Annotated in this window: 13 protein-coding genes and 1 tRNA gene; 4 read left to right on the top strand and 10 right to left on the bottom strand. The window is 34.4% G+C overall.

Annotated features, from left to right (window positions below; all coding sequences use genetic code 11):
- Positions 1–294: 294 nt before the first annotated feature.
- Both Q9Q97_RS19165 and Q9Q97_RS19160 read right to left on the bottom strand, forming a co-directional pair.
- Positions 295–2,136 carry an endonuclease gene (locus tag Q9Q97_RS19165; protein ID WP_306160048.1) on the bottom strand — a complete coding sequence of 614 codons (1,842 nt, stop codon included), beginning with the start codon at positions 2,134–2,136 and terminating at the stop codon, positions 295–297.
- A gap of 706 nt (positions 2,137–2,842) precedes the next feature.
- On the bottom strand, positions 2,843–4,354 hold the full coding sequence (locus Q9Q97_RS19160) for a right-handed parallel beta-helix repeat-containing protein (protein ID WP_306160046.1): 1,512 nt from the start codon (positions 4,352–4,354) through the stop codon (positions 2,843–2,845).
- A gap of 241 nt (positions 4,355–4,595) precedes the next feature.
- Between Q9Q97_RS19160 and Q9Q97_RS19155 the strand changes: the two genes are divergently transcribed.
- From Q9Q97_RS19155 to Q9Q97_RS19140, 4 genes are all read left to right on the top strand, one after another.
- On the top strand, positions 4,596–5,027 hold the full coding sequence (locus Q9Q97_RS19155; protein WP_213258162.1) for a PaaI family thioesterase: 432 nt from the start codon (positions 4,596–4,598) through the stop codon (positions 5,025–5,027).
- A gap of 3 nt (positions 5,028–5,030) precedes the next feature.
- Positions 5,031–6,095 (top strand): chorismate-binding protein, encoded by a 1,065-nt coding sequence (locus Q9Q97_RS19150; RefSeq protein ID WP_306160044.1) that lies wholly within the window; start codon positions 5,031–5,033, stop codon positions 6,093–6,095.
- Positions 6,096–6,411: 316 nt separating this feature from the next.
- On the top strand, positions 6,412–7,128 hold the full coding sequence (gene bshB1 / locus Q9Q97_RS19145; protein WP_306160042.1) for a bacillithiol biosynthesis deacetylase BshB1: 717 nt from the start codon (positions 6,412–6,414) through the stop codon (positions 7,126–7,128).
- A 79-nt stretch (positions 7,129–7,207) separates the two neighbouring features.
- A tRNA-His gene (locus tag Q9Q97_RS19140) sits at positions 7,208–7,281 on the top strand.
- Between the two features lie 285 nt (positions 7,282–7,566).
- Here Q9Q97_RS19140 and Q9Q97_RS19135 read toward each other — a convergent pair.
- The 8 genes from Q9Q97_RS19135 to Q9Q97_RS19100 form a co-directional block, all read right to left on the bottom strand.
- Complete coding sequence (locus Q9Q97_RS19135; RefSeq protein ID WP_306160040.1) at positions 7,567–8,418, bottom strand: neutral zinc metallopeptidase; 852 nt, start codon at positions 8,416–8,418, stop codon at positions 7,567–7,569.
- Positions 8,419–8,557: 139 nt separating this feature from the next.
- Entirely contained in the window at positions 8,558–12,610 is a 4,053-nt protein-coding gene (locus Q9Q97_RS19130) for a PAS domain S-box protein (protein WP_306160038.1), read from the bottom strand.
- Between the two features lie 91 nt (positions 12,611–12,701).
- Positions 12,702–13,499, bottom strand: a complete 798-nt coding sequence (locus Q9Q97_RS19125) for a hypothetical protein (protein WP_306160036.1) — start codon at positions 13,497–13,499, stop codon at positions 12,702–12,704.
- A gap of 120 nt (positions 13,500–13,619) precedes the next feature.
- Entirely contained in the window at positions 13,620–14,948 is a 1,329-nt protein-coding gene (locus Q9Q97_RS19120; RefSeq protein ID WP_306160035.1) for an aldehyde dehydrogenase, read from the bottom strand.
- 75 nt (positions 14,949–15,023) lie between these two features.
- The gene (locus Q9Q97_RS19115; protein ID WP_306160033.1) at positions 15,024–15,713 is read right to left on the bottom strand and encodes an RluA family pseudouridine synthase; all 690 of its coding nucleotides are present in this window, start codon (positions 15,711–15,713) and stop codon (positions 15,024–15,026) included.
- A 192-nt stretch (positions 15,714–15,905) separates the two neighbouring features.
- Positions 15,906–16,724, bottom strand: a complete 819-nt coding sequence (gene panB, locus Q9Q97_RS19110; protein ID WP_306160031.1) for a 3-methyl-2-oxobutanoate hydroxymethyltransferase — start codon at positions 16,722–16,724, stop codon at positions 15,906–15,908.
- A 51-nt stretch (positions 16,725–16,775) separates the two neighbouring features.
- Positions 16,776–17,969: an SH3 domain-containing protein gene (locus Q9Q97_RS19105; RefSeq protein WP_306160029.1), complete on the bottom strand. Its 1,194-nt coding sequence runs from the start codon at positions 17,967–17,969 to the stop codon at positions 16,776–16,778.
- A 108-nt stretch (positions 17,970–18,077) separates the two neighbouring features.
- Positions 18,078–19,505, bottom strand: coding sequence for an L-serine ammonia-lyase (locus tag Q9Q97_RS19100; protein ID WP_306160027.1), 1,428 nt, complete (start codon positions 19,503–19,505; stop codon positions 18,078–18,080).
- Positions 19,506–19,693 lie beyond the last annotated feature (188 nt).

Genomic DNA, 19,693 nt, shown 5'->3' with positions numbered 1-19,693 from the left:
GATTCTATTTTAAAAATCTGCGCAGATCTTTACTCACGAAGCTAATCTGCTTTATCTGCTAAATCTGCGAGAAAAAAAAATAATGGTATTTTACAGAAATGATTAAAAAAGTTTCACGCAGATTTATAAAAATTTGAGCAGATTTTAATGGATTCAATTTTAAAAATCTGCGCAAATCTTTAATCGATAATTTAATCTGCCTTATCTTGCTAAATCTGCGTGAAAAAATATCCCCATTTCAAAAAATAAAAAAAGCGACAAAATTTGCCGCTTTTTAGTTAACCTAAATTATAATTAGTCGATGATTATTTTTTTAGTCACAGTTTTTTCTGCTGTAGTAATTTGAACTACGTAGATTCCTTTTGGAAGATTTCTTACTGAAATTTCCGAATCTGAAGTGTTCTGTTTTTCGAATACTTTTTGTCCTGTAAACGAAATAATCTCTATAGAATATGATGTTGAACTTCCATAACCAATATTGAAATTCCCATCAGAAGGATTTGGATAAATGGCGATTTCGTCTGTACTAACTTTTTCTTCAATTTCGGCAATTTCAACCATTTTGCTGGCTAGGTTGTTGCAGGTATCTTGAGAGAAAGAATCCCATTGCGCACTTAAATTGAATGTAGTGCTCGGAGACGTTATAGTCGATTTTCGTCTTAGAGTCACATCGATGGCAAAATTTGAAGTTCCGCCATTGAAAGTTCCGATTATATCAATTAAAACACCATTTTTAAATAAACCGACAGCATCATTTCCGTTAAAAGTTAATTCGGTTGCAGTTGTAGAAATATTGGCGGCGCTGGTAGAAAAACAGCTTGATGACATAGAACTGTTTACAATTACAAATTTACTTCCCGTTGTCAAAGTACCGCTCAAAGCCAAACCGGTACTCCAAGAACCCGCGCCATTGGTTTGTTTTTTAATAGTGTACGCGGATAAGTTTACAGAACTTCCAGTATTGTTGGCAATTTCTAATGCTTTATTGTTTCCAGAACCTTCAATGTATTCAGAGAAAAGTAGATCGGTTGCCGTTCCAGTTCCACTGCTGTTCGTTGTAACCGAAATAGTGTTGCTTGATGCCGAAGCATTTCCTGCAGCATCTTTTGCTTTTACATAAATAGAATAACTTGTCGAAGCCGTTAATCCTGTTATTGTTGCTGTAGTTCCTGAAACAGTAGTTTTTAAAGCACTATTTGCATAAACATCATAACCCGTAACAGCTAAATTGTCGGTAGATGCTGTCCAGCTTAAAGAAATCGAGGTGACAGTTTTGGTTGTTAAAGCTAAACTTGCAGGAGCAGTCGGTGCTTGAGTATCTCCAGAAGGTGTTCCGCCCCAAATTTGATTTACATATTCAGGATGATCAATAAACGGATTTCGATTGTTTTGGCGTGCATAAATAGCATTGTTTCTCGCAATTTCTCTTGCGCTTACAGGATCTTGCGCGTGCCAAGCCAATAGCAGATTTAGAAAAGCTGTTGTGAAAACCTGATTGCTAGAACCATTAAACATCGGATAAGAATAACCGGCAACAGTATTTTCATAACGCGTTGCAAAATAAAAATACATTCTGGCAATATCGCCTTTAAAAGCATTGATAGGTTCGAAAACGGTTCCTGAATATCCAGAAACGGCACTTGAGCCTAATTTGCTTCCGTTTTGAGAAGTGTAGGTTGCTGAACTTACATTTCCGTGCGGATAATTGGAGCGTATTCCGTTTACTTTTCCATCAGTTGGCGTAATAAAATGGGCATCGGCAACCATTGGCGACTGCTCATTAAAAACAGATTGCGGAATAATATGCTCTCTATTGTAGCAATCTCCTTCAACCGAATAACTGCCACATCGCTGAGTCGTTCCCGTAGTATAGGTATATGGATCTGATCCCGAAGGATTTTCAGAATACATGTCTAAAATAGTTCCATCGTTTTCGTAAAAACTATCGACATCAGAAGTTAGGTAAGTGGTGTAAAGTCCGGCGTAACCATTATTAGTGTGGTCTTTAATAATGTTATACAATTGTGTTTTCAAAGTATAACCCGTTCCTGTTGCGGTATTGTAATATCCAGATGGGATTTGAGCAAAACCAATTGTAGTAAACAGCAATAACAATAAATAGTAGTTTTTTTTCATAATAATAGTTTTAAAGATTTGGTTGAGAATTGAAATTTTAATCTTTTTAAATGGTTGAATTTTAGAAAGTTAAAATATCGTTTAATCAAATTTACTATTTTAATGAATTCGAAATGTTAAGCGATGTTTAATTTTGGAGATATTTTCTTACGGAGTTTTTTTAGCCACTAAGGCGCCAAGACACGAAGTTTTTTTAGAAAAAAGGAATTAAAAAAATCTCGCAAAGGCGCCAAGTTTTTTCTCGCAGATTCTGCAGATTAAGGAGATTGTTTTATTTTGATAGTGTTTAAAAAATGTTTCCCGCAGATTTGTTTGGATTTGAGCTGATTTTGCAGATTTTTATTTTAAATCTGCGCAAATCTATATGCATTGCGATAATCTGCTTTATCTGCAGAATCTGCGAGAATACTTTTTTGATTGAATAATACTTGACTGATTTACCGCTGATTTGCCACTAAGGCGTCAAGTTTTTTTTCTGTCGCAGATTTAGCAGATTAAGGAGATTTTTTTATTTTGATTGTGTTTAAAAAATGTTTCACGCAGATTTGTTTGGATTTGAGCTGATTTTGTAGATTTTTTTTTAAATCTGCGCAAATCTATATGCATTGCGATAATTTGCTATATCTGCTAAATCTGCGAGAAATAAAAAGTAACATTATCAAAAGAAAAAACTTTGCGTCTTAGCGCCTTCGTGGCAAAAAAAAACTTATTTCGGGAATTCAGCGCTTTGATAAGCACCCAAATCTGGCGGAGAAGTTCTCGTAACTCCCAAAATATCAGTTGGAATGAGGTATGCCTGATTCCCTTTCGCGAAAGCGGCAGAAGTTTTATCGATATTGAATTTATTTTCAGCAGCATTATAAAACTTCGGATTTTCATTCAAAATAATATTGTTATAATGCTCTGTATCCGTTTTGAATTGATACAACGGATTTGTTGTAGAACTGCTGAATTTCAATAAACAATTATTCAATTGATAAACAAAGGCTGCAGTTGTATTTTTATCTAAATTGAGTTCGTTTGTCGCAGAACCATAAATAATGCAGTTATTAAAAGTAGCATTTGTCAGTGGATTGGTTTCTGGAGTTGCGCCTGCCAAAGCATTGCTTAAATTCACTGCAAATTGAACGCCGCCAGACCAATTGTTGTTAAATGTGCAATGCGTAAAGCTGTAATTTCCGCCGTAAACACAAGATAAACTAGCTAGTCCTGCATGATTTATAACAATGTTTTCTCCCGTAATTCGTTCATTTTGAGCTAAAATTCCGTATTCGGCACAATTGTAAATTTGAGTGTTTTTAATTTGAATCGGATTAAGCGCACTTCTGAAATCTAAACCAATAACGGCATTTTTTAAAGTTAGATGATTGATAGCATGATTGGTACTGCCTTTTTCAAAAATAACCGATTTCCACTGTCCAGGAATATCAGAATACATAGATTCTAAACGATCGCCTTCAAAAATAACTTCTTTTTCTAGTTTATCAGTTGCTGAAGCGGCTCCGTTAATTTGAAGCGAAGCTTTATTGCCAACATATAATCCAGAATTGGCATGAAAATGAACTCTGGCGCCAGCTTCAAAAGTTACTGTTTTGTTTTCTGGAACTCCTGCATATCCATAAATAACATACGGTTTTTCATTTGTAAAAACAAATTCATTTCCGTTTGTTGGATCATTTTCACTCAAATAAAATCCGTCAACATCTTTGCCGTCAATTTTAATTTTTTCTTTAGAGCCGTCAGGATTTTGGTTTGGATATAAAAAGACAGCGTCCTGAATTAAAGTTACCAAAGCAACTTCTTGAAGATTGGCGCCGCTGTCAAATTGGATTTCATCGGTATATAAAAAATCGTCTGGATTGGCGTCTGTAATATCTGCTGTGGTTTCTATAAAAATATACAAACTGTCTTTCGCCAAAAGCGTGACATTATTAAAAATCTTTCCATTATTGCCCGTCATTCCGTCAACGGTCATTCTGTATTTAGAGGTTAACCCTTTTTTGAATTGCACAACTGGAATCGAAATGTCATTTTTACTCTGATTGTACACTTTTAATTGATAAGTGCTTGAACCAATATTTTTGAAAACAGTATCTAAATAAACGGTGTCTTTCGAAAACTTTAAATCTCCTGAACTTGCAATAGTATCAAAATCAGTTCTGCAAGAGCTGAAAGCCAGAATTATTCCGAAGATAAAAAGTAAAAAGTATTGACGCATTTAGATAGTTTTTTTGCCACAGATTAAAAGGATTAAAATGATTTTTTGCTTGGTGCATAAAAAAATTAATCTGTGAAAATCTGTGTAATCTGTGGCAAAAAAAAGCCAAAGATTGATTCTGTTTATTTTTGTAAAAATAGCAAAAAACTGACAAGTTTGAAGTTGAATTTTAAATTTTAGAATCTGATTTTAGATTTATGTCTTATCTTTCTTTAATTTTACGATTTTAAAGATTATTTTAATGAATTATACAAAAGAACAGATTTTGGCACGCTGCAATGAGTTTTCTAAAAACACATTGATGGAGACGCTAAAAATTGAATATATCGACGCTGGAGAAGATTTTTTAACTGCAAAAATGCCTGTAAATCCAAGCGTTCACCAGCCAATGGGATTATTGCATGGCGGTGCTTCTGTAGCTTTGGCAGAAAGTGTTGGGAGTGCGGCTTCCTTCTTTTTTATCAATCCGAAAGAGCAGGAGGTAAGAGGTATCGAAATTTCGGCAAATCACCTGAAAAGTATTCGTGAAGGCTACGTTTTTGGTACAGCCAGAATTATTCATAAAGGAAGAAGTCTTCATCTTTGGGAAATCAAAATTACCGATGAAGAAGGAAACTTGATTTCGCTTTGTAAACTGACGAATATGGTTTTGGATAGAAAGAAAAGCGAATAAATCATGAATTCATTTTTCTTAAAAATTAAAAATCATAAAGAACAAAATTTACCCTTTGTACTTTATTCAAAACCCAATACAGTAAACTACGTTGGGATTTTACAACAGAATACTATTTTAAATACCGTTTCGGATTACAGCGAAAAAGGATTTGTTTTTGCTTCTTTTGACGAAAAACAGCTGATTTTAATTCCTGAAAACGAATCGGAAATTATTACCGCAGAAAAAGAAACGACTTCTTTTGAACCAATCGAAATTGATGATTTTAATTTTGATCCTGAAGCTAAGTTTCAGTATGAATATTTAGTAGCGCAGGGAATTCAGGCTATTAAAAACGAAGAATTCAAAAAGGTAGTTTTATCAAGAAGCGAAGAAGTGCCTTTAGCTGAATTTGATTTTATTGAAACTTTTCAGCACTTGGTTCAGCTCTATCCTGCCACTTTTTGTTATTGTTTCTTTCATCCTAAAATTGGACTTTGGATGGGAGCAACACCAGAAAAACTGCTAAAAGCAAACGGAAATGTTTTTGAAACTATGGCTTTGGCAGGAACGCAGAAAGACAATCAGGAAACAGAAATCGTTTGGCAGCAAAAAGAAAAAGACGAACAGCAATTTGTGACTGATTTTATTGTAAAACGCCTTCGCGAATTTACAGCTTCAGTTGTGATTTCTGAACCTTACAGCTTAAAAGCGGGATCGATCTGGCACATAAAAACCGATATTTCTGGGGTTTTAAAAGACAATTCAACTTTAGAAGAAGTGATTGATACTTTGCATCCAACACCAGCTGTTTGCGGACTTCCGAAAAAGAAATCAAAAGTATTTATTTTAGAAAATGAAAACTATGATAGAACTTTTTACACCGGTTTTTTAGGGGAACTAAATAGCACTTTCGTAGGAAATAATTCAAGTTCTGATTTATTTGTAAATTTACGTTGCATGCAGATTCAGGAAGAAAAAGCGATTTTGTATATGGGCTGCGGTATCACAAAAGAAAGTATTCCAGAAAAAGAGTGGGAAGAAAGCGTCAATAAATCGATGACGATGAAGAGAGTTTTGAAGTTATAAGTTATGAATTATGAATGATTGTCTCCCTGAGCGATCCCGAGGCTTCGGGAGAAGGGCACAAAGGTCTTCGACTCCACTCAGCCTGACAATGCGCAGAACTTGAGATAAAATTAATAGCAAAGAAAGCAATGTTCTCTTGATGTAAATCAATCGAACAAGCATAGTTCATAAAGCTTTGCGAACTTTTTTAAACATAATAATAAATAAAAAAAACTTAGCGCACTTTGCGTTAGTTTATATCATTTCAGGATTTAGTTTCCAATTGGCAACTTGAAACATGAAACATGAAACCTGAAACAAAAACAAACAAAAAAACATGAAATTAGATATATTAGCCTTTGGGGCACACCCAGACGATGTAGAATTGGGTTGTGCGGGAACCATTTTAAAAGAAGTTTCCCTTGGAAAAAAAGTAGGGATTGTTGATTTAACGCGTGGCGAATTAGGAACGCGCGGAACGGCAGAAACTAGAGATCAGGAAGCAAAAGATGCTGCGGAAATTTTGGGCGTTGTTGTACGCGAAAATTTGCGCATGCGTGACGGATTTTTCGTTAACGATGAAAAACATCAGCTGGAAGTCATAAAAATGATTCGCAAGTATAAACCAGAAATTGTATTGTGTAATGCTATTGATGATCGCCATATCGATCACGGAAAAGGAAGCAAATTGGTTTCTGATTCTTGTTTTTTATCTGGTTTAATGAAAATCGAAACTACTCTTGATGGAGAAAAACAGGAAGCTTGGCGTCCAAAAGTAGTTTACCATTATATTCAATGGAAAAATCTTACTCCAGATTTTGTGGTAGACATTACTGGATTTGAAAAAAAGAAAGTAGAAGCAATTTCTGCCTATAAAACCCAATTTTACGACCCGAATTCAAAAGAACCAGCAACGCCAATTACGAGTAAAAACTTTTTTGAAAGCTTAAATTATCGTGCGCAGGACTTAGGAAGACTGGTTGGAAAAGATTTTGCAGAAGGTTTTACAGTTGAAAGGTGTTTGGCAGTCAATAGCTTAGAAAATTTGATTTAATTTTTATAAAAATTTTTCATTTTTTTCTTTGTAGAACTGAACCTTTGTTCTATATTTGCACTCGCTAAGCAGAAAAATGGTGGTTGTAGCTCAGCTGGTTAGAGTAGCGGTTTGTGGTGCCGCGGGTCGCCGGTTCGAACCCGGTCAGCCACCCAGATTTAAAGCCTTGAAGAAATTCAAGGCTTTTTTTGTGCTTTTATGTTTTGGGAACCATATAAGTTCATTTAAGTGATTTGAGTTTTGTTTTTTTTAAAGAAGAATCTTTAAGAGAAATGTTTGTAACAATTCATATGTACAGCTTCTAATATGTTCTTTCTCCCGTTTAGGAAAACAACAATATGGCTTCGAAAAAAAACTTATATAACTTATATGGTTTATAAAAAAAAGCACGACGATTAAGTCATGCTTTTCTGGTGGTTATTATATTTGGTTTATGTATTATCGAATTTCTTCAAATGTAGTGCCTTGCGTGATATCTCCGCTTTTAAAACCTTTATTAAACCAATACATTCTTTGTTCTGATGTTCCGTGGGTAAAAGAATCGGGAACGACATGTCCTTGCATTTTGCTCTGAATAGCATCGTCACCAACTGCATTTGCTGCGCTTAGGGCTTCTTCGATATCTCCAGTGTCTAGATTTGCTTGATTATAGTGTGTCCAAACTCCAGCATAAAAATCGGCTTGTAATTCTAATGCTACAGATAATTTATTGGCTTCCGCCTCACTTTTTCCTTGCTGCATTTGACGCATTTTAGAAGACGTCCCGATTAAAGTCTGAATGTGATGTCCAATTTCATGTGCAATAACGTAAGCAATGGCAAAATCGCCCCCTTTTGCACCAAATCTACTTTTTAATTCTTCAAAAAAAGCTAAGTCCATATACACTTTACGATCGCCAGGGCAATAAAAAGGCCCAGAAGCAGATGATGCGCCGCCACAAGCTGTCTGTACAGAACCTTTGAAAAGAACCAATTTTGGTTTTTCGTAGGTCATGCCATGTTCAGCAAAAATTTTGCTCCAAATGTCTTCGTTGTCCGCTAGAACAACTCTAACAAAATTCCCCATTTCTTCATCTTCCTTGCTTAAAGGAGCTGCAGCTTCGGTTTGTTGCTGTCCGCCTTGCATTTGTTCTAAAATTGGGGCTATTTGCTGACCCGTTTCACCACCAAAAACATTCAGCAGTAAAATAATAATCCCAATAACGCCACCGCCGACTAGTGCTTTGCCACCGCCAGAAATTGATCTTCTGTCTTCTACATTGTCACTTTGTCTTCTGCCTTGCCATTTCATATTGAATTGTTTTTTAACTTGTTATTAAAACCTTGTACGAATTTAGAGATTTTTTGTGATAAATTTCACAAACAGGACATTTAGTTTTCAGCCGTTCTTGGAGTTTTGAGCTTGAAGCTATTTTTACAGGAGAAACCAATTATCCTAGCCATTTTACTAAAGCTTCTTCAACAGTTCCTTTCATAATAGGTTTAGAAATATAATCGTCCATTCCAGCAGAAATGCATTTGTTTCGCTCTTCTTTTTCAGCTCCTGCGGTAACTGCAATTATCGGAATGTCTCGCCCTTTTTTGGTGTTTCTAATGGCTTTTGCAGTTTCATAGCCATTCATAATTGGCATTTGGATATCCATAAAAATAATGGTCGGATTGATTTTTTCAAATTGCTGAATGGCTTCGTATCCGTTTTCGCATTCGAAAATAAAAGCATTATTGTAGAGATTTTTTATAATGGTTTTAAGAAGGAGCATGTTCACCTTATTATCTTCAACAATTAAAAAAGTGATGTTGCTGTCGCTTGTTTCAATTTCATTAGAATCGACATTGATATTTAAACTTTTGAGTTCGGCATTGTATTTATCATTAATGCTTTGGTTGCTTGTTTTTAAGTTTAAATCAAAGAAAAAAGTACTTCCTTCGTCAATTTTGCTTTCTAGCTGTAAACGGCTTTCCATCAAAGCAAGCAACTGATTTGATATGGTTAAGCCCAAGCCAGTTCCTCCAAATTTTCTAGTTGTAGAGCTGTCTTCTTGCAAGAAAGCTTTGAATATTTTCTTCTGATTTTTTTCAAGAATACCAATTCCAGTGTCGATTACTGCAAAACGAATAAGACAATTGTTATTTTGTTTTTTTTCTAAAAGAGTGACATTTAATTTTATAGAACCCTCGGTTGTAAATTTCACCGCATTTGAAAGCAGGTTTATCAAAATCTGTTTGATTCGAACCATATCTGTCCAAATATAGTTTGGAACATCGGGATCAATATTCAGTTCAAGTTCCAGATTTTTTCTGTTAGACTCGTAAACAATTAAATCAAAAACTTGTCCTAAGATTTTTTTAATATCGTATAAATCAATAAAAAGTTCGAGTTTTCCGGCTTCAATTTTCGAAAAATCTAAAATATCATTTATAATTTCAAGAAGAGAATGAGCTGACTGGTTAATTGTAGTCATGTATTTTTCTTGAATTTCTTCCAAATCCGTTTTCATTAATAGGTGTGTAAAACCAATAATTCCGTTTAGTGGAGTTCTGATTTCGTGAGACATATTGGCCAAAAAGTCAGATTTTGATTTGTTTGCCGCTTCTGCCAGCTGTTTGGCTTTTATGGCATCTTCGATTTCTTTTTTGCTTGTAATGTCAAAATAAATTCCACCGACAAATTCAATCTCATCATCTCTTTTAATTACGTCTCCAAATTCTTCTATCCAAATAAACTCGCCGCTTTTGCGCTTAATGCGATACACATTATGCAAAGGCATTCCGTTTTGTAAATTATCAATTTGGTTGTTAATTACTTCTTCTTTATCATCAGGATGAATTAACGAGAGAAAAGACAAATTATTTTCGATAAACTCGGATTTTGAATATCCGGTCAGGTTTAAAACTTCGTCGTTTAAGAATATTTTGGTCGAAAAAGCATCAAATTTAGATAGATAAACTGTTCCCGGAATGTTGTTTGCAATCAGTTTGAATTTTTCTTCACTTTCAATGATTTTAGTTTCATTTCGGTTTCGTTCTAAAGCAGACGAAATATTATTTGCTAAGACTTGAAAGATATTAATTTCGTCTTCAGACCATTTTCTTTCCACTGTACAGTCATCAAAACCAATAAAACCACTGAAAATATCGTTAATATAAAGCGGTAAAATTAAAATAGACTGTATTTCGTTAGCAATCAGTAGATTTTTGAAGAAACCGTCAGAAAGATTTCTAGTTAATGTATTAACAATTTTTCTTTGCGATGCGGCCTCGTAAATTTCTTTCAGATTTTCTTCAGACATAAGACGAAGCGGAGTAATCTGATGCGTAACGCCCTCACGAGACCATTTGTATTTTTGGCTCACTACATTATAAATGGCATCTTTTTCGTAGTAATACATGTGGTCAACCTTCGCTGCTTTTCCAATAATGTTGTACGTTTCCTGAAACATTTGGTGCGTGGTTTTGCTCAGCAAGAACTTTTCGGTGCATAAAGAAAGTGCAGACAAAAGCTGACTTTTAAGTTCTAATTTTCTTTCAGCCTCTAAACGCATTTGAGAAGAAATGGCAAGCGAAATTACATCTGAAATAGTTCTGGCGTAATTAATATCTTCATTGTCCCATTCTCTTTTTTGTTCTGTACTTTCAAAACAAGCTACACCAGCCAATTGACCCGTAAGGAAAATTGGCACATCAAGCATTGACTTTATGTTGTTTTTGGTAAAGTAAAGTTTTTCAAATTCAGAGGTTTCCAGTTTATTGAATACATCTGGCGCATTAATGATCGCTTTGTTGTTTAATGTTTCAAAATAAATAGGATACGATTCTTTCTTTAGAATATTCTTATCGTTTAAGCTTTGATTGTCAAGACTGAAGAGATTTTTGCAAGTGATTAAATCATTATCATATTTCCAGAAACTTATACGGTTGACTTGACTTATTGTAGCGGCTTCTTTTAATATTAAATCAATGACCGTGTTTAATTGGTCATACTTGCTAAAGTCGGTCGTTGATAATTTTTTGGTCGAACTATTATAGGCCTCAATTTTTTTAAGACGTCTTTTTTTCTCGTTTTCGATATTTTTTTTCTCTGTAATATCCCTTGCAATTCCAGAAAATCCAATCGTTAATCCTAAGTCATTTTTACGGACAATGATTTTTTGTGAAATCCAGATTTCTTCACCATTTTTTTTCAGAATCGGAATTTCAATAATTGGGTAATTACTTTCATTAAGGACCAGATTTTCATAAAAATCTACGGCGCTGCTGATATAATTTTCGTGTATAAAATTGGAATAATGTTTTGTAATGATTTCGTTTTCGGGATAGCCAAGAGCAGAAATTCCGAATTCATTTATAAAAGTGAAATGACCTTCGGCATCAATTTCAAAAATAATATCGGTCGCTGTCTGAATTAAATTTTTGTACTGATCTTGAACAATTACCTGTTCTGTAACATCTTGCCCAATACTGATAATTAAATCGTCTGAGAACTTTTTATCTTTCCACTGAATGTATTTGTATTCGCCGTTTTCGGTTTTTAATTTTCTAATGTAAAGTTTATTTTCTTGACTTCCGGCTACATTTATATTTCCTTTTGATTCAGGATCTTGGGTCAATTCCCAGAATTTTAAGCCCATAACAGCATCAGGCTGATATCCTAAAATTGGGGTTATGGTTTCGCTACAAAAAAGAATTTCGCCTTTTTGGTTGGATGCAATTGTAAGCGAGTTTCCTTTATGGACAATTTCGCTTGCAAACCTAAAATTGTCACGATTGTTTAATAAAACCGCATATTTTACCTGATTTATAATGAAAATCAGAATGCAGAAATTGAGCAGTAAAATAGAAGATTTTATAGGGATGAGATGCAGGGCTAACGTGACAATTAAAAAAGTAAACGTTAAAGCAACAAAAAGCCAGTAAATTTTTATGGGTTTGAGAATGTTGTACGAAAAGAAAAAAGAAATCAAGAAAACGATGATAGGAACAACATCATTTCTTAAATTAACAATATTGTAGGCAACGTAACTGATATAAATAAAAAAACAGAAGATAAAAATCTGCTGAATTTGATCTCGCAGCCACTTGATTTTGTCTGTTATCGCATAAGTAATAAGAACAAAAACACCTATTAGAACATTTACAACCAATAGGCTTTTTGGTCTAATTTTAAAGATTTCATTTATAATTTCAATAACAATTACCGCAATACCAAAAAACAAAATATAAAGCTGGTATTCTCTGCTAACAGTTTCGTGTTCTTTCTTTTTTTCGATGAAATTTCCAATTTTAGATTTAATTCTAAAAAACTGGTAAATCAGCAGCGAAAGAAAAGCAAAAAGCGATAATCCTAAAACAAAAAGTTTATGATTATTGTAATAAATAATATCGGAATTGAATACATACCATCCGGTCATAATTGATTCAAAGGCATTTCCAGCAGTGGAAATTCCTGAAATAACCGAATTGAAAAAACTATAGTTGGCGACCATAGAATTTGGGGTATGTTGGTTTAGTAAATAGGGTTTTGAAAATTCTTAAAGAGAAGTGGTTAGATTCTCTACGAAATAAGAATTTTCTATTTTAATCTACATCGTATCTTCCAATAGAATCAATTGAATCTTCTTCTTCCGAATCTGTTCCAAAAATGGCAAAATAAGTTGCGTAAATCATAGAGCTATTAAAAACAACGGTAAAAATGATTCCGACACAGCAGCCAATAAAGCCGACCATTGAACCAAGAAAACCTATGATGAAAAAAGCAAATATGTTAATCGGATTTTTTGTAACGATAATAATGCTGGATTTTATAGCATCGAATGCTTTAAGATTTCCGAAAACAATTAACGGAATCGATAGATACATAAAGAAAGAAACGGTAAACGAAATTATATTCCCGACAAATAACACGCCCAGACTATCAATTAAATTGGCAAGAGCCGTTCCTAGCAGTGCAGGAATAAATGCTGCAACAAAAATTTGCCCAAAATAAGGAGATTTGTAATAGCTGAAAATAGTTGAAACATTAAATTCTACATCTTTATCTGCTGAATCTGCCATTTTTAGAAAACCTGCGCCAAAAGGAGCTGTAATTCCTGCAACTACAGAAACAGCAACGGTTTGTATAACAAGCTGAATAGCGGTGAATTCTTGGTTTTCAAAATTCTGAATAAAATCTTTAGTCAAGGCCTCGGCTCCAAAATAGGCAATCATGATGCCCATAAAAGCTATGGCGGCAATAATTGAAAATACTAAGATGATAAGCCCAGAGTAAAGAGCTATTTTTTTATAATTTTCGAAAGCGTGATTAAAAACTGTAGCAAAATCAAGGGAATAGCCATTTTTTTTAATGTCCTCAATTTGGTTAAGTGTAGATTTCATTTTAATGTAAAATTGTTTTATAGACTTGTACTATTTGAAAGGTATCTTGACGTAAATATAGTATTTTTAATCAATTCCGTATCAAAATCTACAAAACATTCCGAAATGTTTTTAACTGATTTATAGCCAGTCTAAAACTCGTTTTATGGAAGCCAATTTATCCTTGTAAGGCGCATAACGCATAGGCAAATCGAGCCAGTTTCCTTTTTTTACAATTGCTTTATGATGAGAAAAAGTGTCGAAGCTTAATTTACCATGATAAGCACCGATTCCGCTGTGGCCGACACCGCCAAAAGGCAGTCTTTTATTAGAAAAATGAACAACAGTATCATTGATACACCCGCCTCCAAAAGAGTATTTTGAAATTAATTGCTGCGAAAATGAATTATTTTCACTAAAAATATAAAATGAAAGAGGTTTCTCATAACGGCTCACGACCTTTTCAATGTCATTTTCATTCTCGTAAACCAGTATCGGCAGAATTGGTCCGAAGATTTCTTCTTTCATAACGGCACTGTCCAAATCGGGTTCTTCAAGAAGGGTAGGAGCAATGTAAAGTGAATTGGCATCACTTTCTCCGCCAAACAAAACATGCTCGTTTTGAATCATATTGGTCAATCGAAACCAGTTTTTGGTATTTATAATTCGAGCAAAATCGGGCGATTTGTCTATTTTTTTTCCGTAAGCCTTAATGATTTCTTCAATTAAATAAGAAATGAAATTGACCTTCATGTTTTTCTGAATGAGAATATAATCGGGAGCAATGCAAGTTTGTCCTGCATTAATAAATTTTCCCCAGACAATTCGTTTGGCAGCAAGTTTTAAGTTGGCCGTTTCATCAACAATACAAGGATTTTTTCCGCCCAATTCTAGAGTTACCGGAGTTAGATTCTCTGCTGCTGCTTTTGCGACAATTTTGCCGACAGCAACGCTTCCCGTAAAAAAGATATAATCCCAGCGCTGAGCCAGTAATTTATTAGAAACTTCGACTCCGCCTTCAAAAACTTCGACGTGATTTACATGAAATGTTTTTTCTATAATTTTTGCAATTATAGCAGATGTATGTGGCGTTAATTCAGAAGGCTTTAAAACAACGCGGTTTCCAGCTGCGACTGCGGCAACTAGCGGACATAAGGCAAGCTGAAAAGGATAGTTCCAAGGAGCAATGATTAATACATCTCCGTAAGGTTCTTTATAAAGATAATCGCTAGAAGGAAAATTAAGCAGTGAAGGAAAAACACGATCGGGTTTTGCCCATTTGCTGATGTTTTTTATGACGTCTTTCAGTTCTGAAATAACGTAATTAGTTTCGGTCAAAACAGCCTCGAACTCTGGTTTTTTAAAGTCATCATATAAAGCTTTTACGATTAAATCTTCACTTTTCTGAATATTGTATAATAACTTTTTTAGAGTTTCCTTTCGATATTTGATGTTGCTTTTATAATCCATTTTCCGATTAGCTTGTTTTTTACTCTATGCAAGTTAATCGATAAAAATTAAAAAATTAACAATTAAATCATAAAATCATACCGCATTCCAAATTGGATCGTCTGGAGTTGGGGCAATAATTGTGATATCTTCTTTTGAAACAGGATGAACAAAAGTAAGTTTTCTAGCATGCAGATGAATTCCGCCATCAGGATTGCTTCGGTCTGCGCCGTATTTTAAATCACCTTTAATTGGCGATCCAATAGCGCTTAACTGAGCACGAATCTGATGATGTCTTCCCGTATGCAAATTGATTTCCAGAGCAGTGTAATTCTGTAGTTCTTTGATTATCGTATAATCTAAACTCGCTAATTTACTGTCCGGAACTTCTTTTAAATGCGCTTTAGAAGTATTGTTTTTTTCGTTTCTTTTTAAATAATGAACCAATTTTGCTTTTGCTTCTTTTGGTTTATTTTTGACAACAGCCCAATAGGTTTTTTTAGTTTCCCGATTGCTAAACAATTCATTCATTCGCGAAAGCGCTTTACTTGTTCGGGCAAAAACTACAATTCCAGTTGTCGGTCGATCCAAACGATGAATAACTCCTAAAAAAACATCTCCAGGTTTATTGTATTTTTCTTTAATATATTCCTTTACAATATCAGAAAGAGGTTTGTCGCCCGTTTTATCTCCCTGCACAATATCACCTACACGTTTGTTAACCACAATAATATGATTGTCTTCGTGTAAAATTTGTAAATTATTTTTATTGGAAACTATTTTCAAAACCGATTTTTAGATTGTTGAATTTTAAAATTTTGAGAACTTTGGCTAAAGCCTTTTCGAAGCTTAAACAAAACCTCCAGCTAAAGCTGGAGGCAATTTATATTCTTAAACATTAAGTTTAAACTTTGCAACTTTGTCACTTTGTCCCTAAGAAACTCAGCACCTTAGAACCTTAGTAGCTTAGCGGCTTTTCTAGTACTGTTCACTAGCATTAGGAAAATCACTAGCCTTAACATCAGCGGCATATTGGCCGATTGCTTTCGTCATTTCTTCGTAAAGATTTAAGTAACGACGTAAGAAACGCGGACTGAATTCATTGTTCATTCCCAACATATCATGAATTACTAATACCTGACCGTCAACACCGCCACCAGCTCCAATTCCGATTACAGGAATAGAAATGCTTTCTGCTACTTTTTTAGCCAAGTCAGCTGGGATTTTTTCAAGAACAACAGCAAAACATCCTATTTTTTCAAGCATTTGAGCATCTTCAATAAGTTTTTCAGCCTCTTCCTCTTCTTTTGCTCGAACGCTGTAAGTTCCGAATTTGTAAATAGATTGAGGAGTTAAACCTAAATGTCCCATTACTGGAATTCCAGCATGCAATATTTTTTTGATCGATTCTTTAATTTCTTTTCCGCCTTCTAATTTTACCGCGTGAGCACCGCTTTCTTTCATAATTCTGATCGAAGAACGCAACGCTTCTTTTGGGTCAGACTGGTAACTTCCAAAAGGCAAATCAACGACAACCAAACCTCTTTCTACTGCGCGAACTACAGAAGAAGCATGGTAAATCATTTGGTCCAAAGTAATTGGCAAAGTCGTTTCGTGACCAGCCATTACGTTTGATGCTGAATCTCCAACTAAAATAACGTCAATACCAGCGGTATCAACAATTTTCGCCATTGTATAATCATACGCAGTAAGCATAGAGATTTTTTCTCCGTTGCTTTTCATTTCAATTAATGACTTTGTTGTGATTCTTTTATAATCTTTTTTTGCTACTGACATTTTCTTGTTTTTTTGATATTGTAAAAGTATTGAATAATTGTAAGATGGGAATCAGCAATAATAGAATATTTCGACAGAAAATAGTTTTCCGTCTTTAAATTCTAAACGAAATTGGCTGTCTTCCATTACAATAGAATAATTGTGCGGTGATTTTAGAGAAGCTTCAATATAAGTTCCATATTTTTCAATGAAAGCTTTTTCAGACAGCGTATGATCTAAAACCGCATTTGAATTTATGATGAATTTATTGTTTTCGTTAATGAAAACTTTGATGATTTCTCCTTGCTTTTGTTTTTCATCAACAGAGACTTCCAAATCTGGATAATAATAAAATAAATCGCTTAGATAAATACCGCATTCATCAGAAATCTTAGCTTTTTTAGAAGGATTTCCCATTGTTTTAATTAAATCAGTTTGCGAAATAGTAACCGATTTTGTTTTAAAACCTTTGAGCGAGTAATGTGATTTTTGTATGAATGCAATAATCTGTTCCGATAATTTGTGATTGGATAATGCTTTCGCTAAAGCCATATTGAGTTCTGTTTCAGCAAGTAATTTTGGATCATTGAGCTGTTTGACAACTTCACAATATCTTTGGTATGCAGGAATTAATTTAGAATAATCGCTATTCCAAGCCAATTCTACAATTCTTTCGCTTACTGTTTTTCGTTCAGAAAGAGCATTTTTATCTAAGGTGTCAAAATCATTTAATAAAGTATCAAAATCAGGTCTCGTACCTAGAAATTTTCTTAGTGTGTATTTTGCAGATTCTTCATTTAGGCTTCCGCTAATATTGACCCATTCGTCAGGATTTAATGGTAGATAATTTACAGCAACAGGATCTCCTGTAAACAGAATTTCTCTAATTTTTGAGTTTTTATCTTGTAAAGCTCTGGCTTTTAATCCGGCAGCGAGAATAAAAAGATGATTTCCGCCGTAATACGCGTCGCCACCTTCAAGAATTGGATTTTTAGGGTCTTTAATTTTTACATCTTTTGCATTCAGGCTTTTCGCAATATATTTCTCCTGCACATATCCTTCGTTCAAATTATCTGCCTGTATTTTGTACCAGCCATTTTCATTTTCAGACAACAATCGAATTTGAGCCCCATATTTAAAATAGCCTAAAAAATCGGCAGTTGTGTTTGGAGCAGTAAAAAGTCTTGTGTCAGAATTTAGAAAATAACGTTCTTGAGAATGCAGTAAAATAGAACAGAAAAAGAGTAAAAAGTAAAGTTTTTTCATGAATCTCGTTTGTGTTTTTTAGCCACGAATTTCACGAATTACACCAATTTTTTAAACTTAAAAAAAATGAATTTGTGTAATTCGTGAAATTCGTGGCAAACTTAAATATTAGCAATCAGCCATATTTACGGCAATTGCAAGACCTCCTTCAGAAGTTTCTTTGTATTTTGAATTCATATCTTTTGCTGTTTCCCACATCGTGTTGATCACTTTGTCTAGAGGAACTTTAGCATTTTTAGAATCAGTTTCAAGAGCCAGTTCGGCTGCATTTATCGCTTTAATGGCACCCATTGTATTTCTTTCAATACAAGGAATCTGAACCAGTCCGCCAATAGGATCGCAGGTTAAACCTAAATGATGTTCCATGGCGATTTCTGCAGCCATTAGAACTTGAGCAGGAGTTCCGCCCATTAATTCACAAAGAGCCGCCGCCGCCATAGAAGACGAAACGCCAATCTCAGCTTGACATCCTCCCATTGCAGCTGAAATAGTAGATCCTTTTTTGAATATACTGCCAATTTCGCCCGCAACCATCAAAAATTGTTTGATTTCTTTTTCGCCTGCATTGTGATTTTCGATCACCATATAATACATTAAAACGGCTGGAATTACTCCAGAACTTCCATTAGTCGGAGCAGTAACTACGCGCCCTAAAGAAGCATTTACTTCATTCACGGCAAGTGCAAAACAGCTTACCCATTTTAAGATCTGGCGAAATTTAACTTCTGTTTTTCTAATTTCTTCCAGCCAGCTTTGCGGATCGGTATAATTTGATAAACCAATTAAGTTTTGGTGCATGTCAAAAGCTCTTCTGCGTACATGAAGTCCACCCGGAAGAATTCCTTCAGAATGGCAGCCAATATACATGCACTCTAGCATTGTGTTCCAGATACGCATTAATTCAGAATGCACTTCGGCTTCTGGACGCATCGAAATTTCATTTTCATATACAATCTCAGAAATCGATTTGTTTTCTTTAATCGTATAATTCAATAATTCAGCTGCGTTTTGAACTGGATATGGAAAGGCGCATTTTATTACTTGTTTTGCTTTGGCATTGGTACGTTCTTCTTTCACTACAAATCCGCCTCCGATAGAATAGAAAGTCGATTCGTATTCAGAATCATCAGATTTGTAAGCTGTAAATTTCAGTCCGTTGGCATGAAAAGGAAGAAAATCTTTATTGAAAACAATGTCTTGAAGAAAAAAGAACGGAATCACTTTCTGGTTGCCCAAATTGATTTGGTTTGTGGTTTCGATTTTTTTAATAATCCCTGCAATATCTTCTACAGGAATATATTCAGGATCTTGCCCGCTCAATCCGAGCATTACGGCAAGATCTGTTGCGTGGCCTTTTCCAGTTAAAGAAAGCGAGCCATATAAATCGACTTTTACTCTTGTGATATCGTCTAAAATTGCTTCATCTTTCAGTTCTTCCAGAAAGCGTTCGGCAGCGCGCCACGGACCTAAAGTATGTGAGCTTGAAGGGCCAACGCCAATTTTAAGCATATCAAAAACAGAGATACATTCTTCCATTGTTCAATTTTTGTTAAGACAAAGATAATCGAATAATGCAATGATGATTTCTTTTTTAATGTTAATCTTGCGTATTTGTTAAAATAAATATTAAAATTTAATAATTCGGCAACGAAATAAATTTAAAGCCTTAATATGCAGTTTGCGTAAAAAGTTCACGTTTTTTAGGTATTTTTGTAAAAGAACGA

Origin of the sequence: Flavobacterium sp. DG2-3 (assembly GCF_030730925.1) — a bacterium.
Lineage (GTDB): Bacteria > Bacteroidota > Bacteroidia > Flavobacteriales > Flavobacteriaceae > Flavobacterium.
The sequence above is the reverse complement of the archived record's forward strand: the minus strand, read 5'-3'. Positions and strand labels throughout refer to the sequence as shown.